3 protein-coding genes are annotated in these 3,155 nt (G+C 71.8%); 2 read left to right on the forward strand and 1 reads right to left on the reverse strand.

Features of this window, described 5'->3' with window-relative positions; translation table 11 throughout:
• The first annotated feature begins 389 nt into the window (after positions 1–389).
• Positions 390–908: an HPP family protein gene (locus VFW24_02760; GenBank protein ID HEX5265669.1), complete on the forward strand. Its 519-nt coding sequence runs from the start codon at positions 390–392 to the stop codon at positions 906–908.
• Positions 908–1,444, forward strand: coding sequence for a hypothetical protein (locus VFW24_02765; GenBank protein HEX5265670.1), 537 nt, complete (start codon positions 908–910; stop codon positions 1,442–1,444). Before VFW24_02760 ends, VFW24_02765 begins: the two co-directional genes overlap by 1 nt.
• A 96-nt stretch (positions 1,445–1,540) precedes the next feature.
• On the opposite strand, the gene VFW24_02770 is transcribed toward VFW24_02765, so the two are convergent.
• Positions 1,541–3,155: ATP-dependent DNA helicase RecG (locus VFW24_02770; protein HEX5265671.1), on the reverse strand; the 1,615-nt coding region annotated here is incomplete at its 5' end.

A 3,155-nucleotide genomic window follows, 5' to 3' on the forward strand; every position in this document is an offset into this window, starting at 1 on the left:
ACATCATCAACGCCTCCGAGCTGGCCCAGGCCCAGCGCACGGCGGAGCAGCTCTTCGAGGCGCTCCAGTCCCGGGTCGTCATAGAGCAGGCGAAGGGATTAGTTAGTCGCCGCCGAACTCAAGATCTCGTTGGACCAGGCCTTCGACGCGATCTGCCGCCACGCCCGGCAGCACAGCGCAGTTGTGCAGGTCCAGCCGCTCGGAGGACCCGCCGCGGGACGTCTCCATGCGCGCTCACCCCCTCGGCGTACGGGACCGTTCTCCTGCCCTTCTCGCGCCGCGATTGGGGAATGTCAAGACTACCGCAGCGGCGTGGGCACCGTGCTGCACGTACTCGATTCTGGTACGCGTCCGGTGTCGCGACCGGCACTGACGGGGATGGAACGAACGTGACGTCGGTCCGGGATCACCGCGCTCTCGGGGTGGTGCTGCGCGCCGGGCGCCTGGCGGCGGCAGCCGGGGCCGCCCTCGCCGTCGTGGGACTGGTCGACCGCTACGAAGACTGGCCGCTGCTGACCGCCACCCTCGGACCCACCGCCTATCTCTTCGCCGCCGACCCGACGGAGCCGACATCTCGCCGGCGCAACGCCATCGTCGGGCACAGCGTGGCCATCCTGGCCGGTCTGGCCGCGCTGGGCGTCTTCGGGATCTGGCACCAGCCCAGCGCCACCGTCGTCGGCCACGTCCTCACCAGCCAGGCCTTCGCTACGGCCGCCGCCCTCGCCACCACCCTCCTCGTGTTGGAGATCATCGACCGCCACCACGCCCCAGCCGCCGCGACGGCGGTGCTGGTCACGACCGGGCTGGCCCAGCCCGGCCGCCCCCTTCTCGGTCTGGTCTGTGGACTGGCACTGCTGATCGCACTTTCACCGTTGCTCGCCTGGGGGCCCCGGCCACCGCGTGACTGATGAGCGGGCTGGCCCTGGCCGCCGTCGGCGCCTGTGTGGTCGTCCTAGCCCTCATCGACCTGTTCCTGACCGTGTTCAACTACGACGGCTTCACCTTCCTGGCGGGCCGCTACCGGCGCGGGCTGTGGCGGATGCTGCGCGTCGTGACCCGGCCCCTGCCGCCACGGATGCGCCGCGCCACGCTCTCCTTCGGCTCCATGGCCATGCTGCCGGCCACCGTGGCTGCCTGGCTTGCGGCCGAGATCGTCGGCTTCGCCCTGATCCGGCAAGCCGGTACGGGGCGGCGCGCCCTGCACCTGGCCGAGGTGATGAAGCTGGCCCGCCAGGACGATCAGGCCGAACCCCTGCGCCGACCGGAGGAGCGCCTCGGTCAGCGACGCCCGGCGCCCCCGCTGGCGATCCGGGTGGCGCGCACCGCCGGTCCAGTGGTCGGCGTGGTGGGCGCGGCGGCGGGTCTGCTCAAGATGCGAACGCCGGCCTGCGTCGTACTGGCCGCAGCCCGGTTTGGCAGATCACGCCGGCAACTCGCTACATGAACATCGTCAGGCCGGAGCAGGATCCGTTCGCTGAGCGCTCACGGGCGCCGGTCCGCGGACCGGGCACTCCCGGTGACCAGGGCGGATGACCCCGCATCAGCTCTTGAAGAGGAACTCGGCCTCCTCCTCGTCGATGAGGAGGAGCAGCTCGTCGGCCAGATCCCGGTGCTCGGCAAGGGTCGGGTCGGAGTCCAGGAGCTGGGTGGCGACGTCGCGTGCGGACACCACCAGGTCCTTGTCCCGCCGGAGTGAGGCGAGCTTGAGGTCGTTGCGCCCCGTCTGCCGGGTACCGAGGATGGTCCCCTCGCCGCGGATGTCGAGGTCCTCCTCGGCCAGGTAGAAGCCGTCGGTCGACTCCTCCATCGCCCGGAGGCGCCGCTCGCCCTCCGGGGTGGCGCCCTGACCGAGCAGGTAGCACCACGACGCGTCGGCGCCCCGCCCTACCCGGCCCCGCAGCTGGTGGAGCTGCGCCATCCCGAAGCGGTCGGCGTCCTCGATGACCATCACGGTGGCGTTGGGAACGTCCACCCCCACCTCGATCACCGTGGTCGAGACCAGCACGTCGACGTCTCCCCGGCGGAACGCGGTCATCACCGCCTCCTTGTCCCGCCCCGGCATCTGCCCGTGCAGCAGGGAGCACCGCAGGCCCGGGAAGACATCCAGCTGGAGGCGCTCGAACTCCTCCGTGGCCGAGCGGGCCTGGATCTTCTCGGACTCCTCGACCAGCGGGCACACGACGTAGGCCTGGTGGCCCGCCTGGACCTCGCCCCGGACCCGGTCCCACGCTGCCGTCTCCTCCAGATCGCCGCGGGCCCACACGGTCGCGACCGGGTTGCGTCCCGGCGGCAGCTCGTCGAGGATGGTCATGTCGAGGTCGCCGTAGACGGTCATGGCGGCCGTACGGGGGATCGGGGTGGCGGTCATCACAAGCACGTCGGGGTCCGATCCCTTGCCCCGGAGCGCGGCCCGCTGCTCCACGCCGAAGCGGTGCTGCTCGTCGATCACCGCCACCCCGAGCGATCGGAACTCGACCTTCTCCACGAGCAGGGCGTGGGTCCCCACCAGGATGTCGACGTCTCCCCGCCGCAGCGCGTCGTGGAGCTTGGGTCGGACCGACGCCGGCGTGCGGTTGGTGAGCAGCTCGACGCGCAACGGACGCTCACCTGTCAAGGTGCCGGGATCGGGCACCGAGAGGTCACCCAGCAGGCTGCGCAGCCCCACGAAGTGCTGGTCGGCCAGGACCTCGGTGGGCGCCATCAGCGCGCCCTGATGGTCTCCCTGCACCGCCACCAGCAGCGCCGCCACCGCCACCACCGTCTTGCCGGCCCCGACGTCCCCCTGGAGCAGGCGGTGCATCGGGTGCGGTCCGCCGAGATCGGTGCGGATCTCGTCGACGGCGCGGCGCTGCGCCCCGGTGAGCGGGAACGGCAGGGCGTCGACGAACCGGGCCAGCAGGTCCCGGTCCGCCGGGGGCTCCACCACGTGGCGGATGCCCTTGGACTCCCGCTCCACCGCCCGCTTGCGCATGACGAGGGTCGTCTGGAGCCGGAGCAGCTCGTCGAACGCCAGCCGGCGGCGCGCCCGGGTGACGTCGCCCATCGTCTCGGGCTCGTGGATGTGACGGAAGGCCCACGACCTGTCCGCCAGCTCGAGCGAGTCCCGGAACTGCGCCGGCACGGGGTCGACCACCTCGGCGCGACGCACCCCCTCG

Source organism: Acidimicrobiales bacterium, from assembly GCA_036273495.1.
GTDB lineage: Bacteria > Actinomycetota > Acidimicrobiia > Acidimicrobiales > JAJPHE01 > DASSEU01.

Bases quoted from the DNA above. Each gene is read 5' to 3' on its own strand.
- VFW24_02765 (HEX5265670.1), top strand. From the start codon at position 908: ATGAGCGGGCTGGCCCTGGCCGCCGTCGGCGCCTGTGTGGTCGTCCTA.